General features: G+C 76.7%; 2 protein-coding genes. Both read left to right on the top strand.

The annotated features are described in order from the left end of the window. Positions 1 to 25 precede the first annotated feature (25 nt). Positions 26 to 358 carry a P-II family nitrogen regulator gene (locus tag EF903_RS32680; RefSeq protein WP_125548544.1) on the top strand — a complete coding sequence of 111 codons (333 nt, stop codon included), beginning with the start codon at positions 26 to 28 and terminating at the stop codon, positions 356 to 358. Between the two features lie 16 nt (positions 359 to 374). Next, on the top strand, positions 375 to 1,307 hold a 933-nt coding region (locus EF903_RS32675), incomplete at its 3' end, for a nucleotidyltransferase domain-containing protein (RefSeq protein WP_185902951.1).

The raw sequence follows: 1,307 nt of genomic DNA, 5'->3' as shown, positions 1-1,307 counted from the left end.
CGAGCAAGAAGGTCAACGCACGAAGCTGATCACCGCGATCGTCAAGCCGCACCGGCTGGACGAGATCAAGGACGCCCTCCAGCGCTTCGGCGTCCAGGGCCTGACCGTCTCCGAGGCCAGCGGCTACGGCCGCCAGCGCGGCCACACCGAGGTCTACCGCGGCGCCGAGTACACCGTGGACCTCGTCCCCAAGATCCGCATCGAGGTCGTCGTCGAGGACGACGACGCCGAACCGGTCATGGAGATCCTGGTCAAGAGCGCCCGGACCGGCAAGATCGGCGACGGCAAGGTGTGGAGCGTCCCCGTCGACGCCCTCGTCCGGGTCCGCACCGGCGAGCGCGGCGCCGAAGCGCTCTGACGACAGGAGGCCCTGGGTGACGAGCGCCGGCACGACCACCGACACCTCCGACCCGGGACCCGGCGGCTACGCCGCGGCCCGGCTGCGGCTCCTCCGGGAGGAGCCGCGGTCCGGGCCGTCGCGGCGCTCCGCGCTCGCCCGGCTCACCGACGACTGGCTGACCGGGCTGTTCGCCGGCGCCGTACGCGACACCGGCGTCCGCGGCGCCGCCCTCGTCGCCGTCGGCGGCTACGGGCGCGGCGAGCTCTCCCCCCGCAGCGACCTCGACCTGCTCCTCCTCCACGACGGCAAGGCCGCCCCCGCCGACCTCGCCCGCCTCGCCGACCGCCTCTGGTACCCGGTGTGGGACCTCGGCCTCGCCCTCGACCACTCCGTCCGCACCCCCGCCGAAGCCCGCCGCACCGCCGCCGACGACCTCAAGGTCCACCTCGGCCTCCTCGACGCCCGCCCCGTCGCCGGCGACCTCGGCCTCCTGGCCGGCCTGCGGACCGCCGTCCTCGCGGACTGGCGCAACCAGGCCCCCGCCCGCCTGCCCCGCCTGCACGCCCTGTGCCGCGAACGCGCCGAGCAGTGCGGCGAACTCCGCTTCCTCCTCGAACCCGACCTCAAGGAGGCCCGCGGCGGCCTCCGCGACGCCGCGGCCCTGCGCGCAGTCGCCGCGTCCTGGCTCGCCGACGCCCCCCGCGAAGGCCTCGCCGAAGCCCGCCGCCGGCTGCTCGACACCCGCGACGCCCTCCACCTCACCACCGGCCGCGCCGGCGACCGGCTCGCCCTCCAGGAACAGGCCCAGGTCGCCGCCCGCACCGGCCACCCCGACGCCGACACCCTGCTGCGCGAGGTCTACGAGGCCGCCCGCACCATCTCCTACGCCGCAGACGTCACCTGGCGCGAGGTCGGCCGCGTCCTGCGCGCCCGCGCCGCCCGCCCCCGCCTGCGCGGACTCCTCGGC

The sequence above is a fragment of the Streptomyces sp. WAC05292 genome, assembly GCF_003949955.1.
GTDB classification, from domain to species: domain Bacteria; phylum Actinomycetota; class Actinomycetes; order Streptomycetales; family Streptomycetaceae; genus Streptomyces; species Streptomyces globosus.
This window is presented reverse-complemented; position numbering and strand designations above follow the sequence as displayed.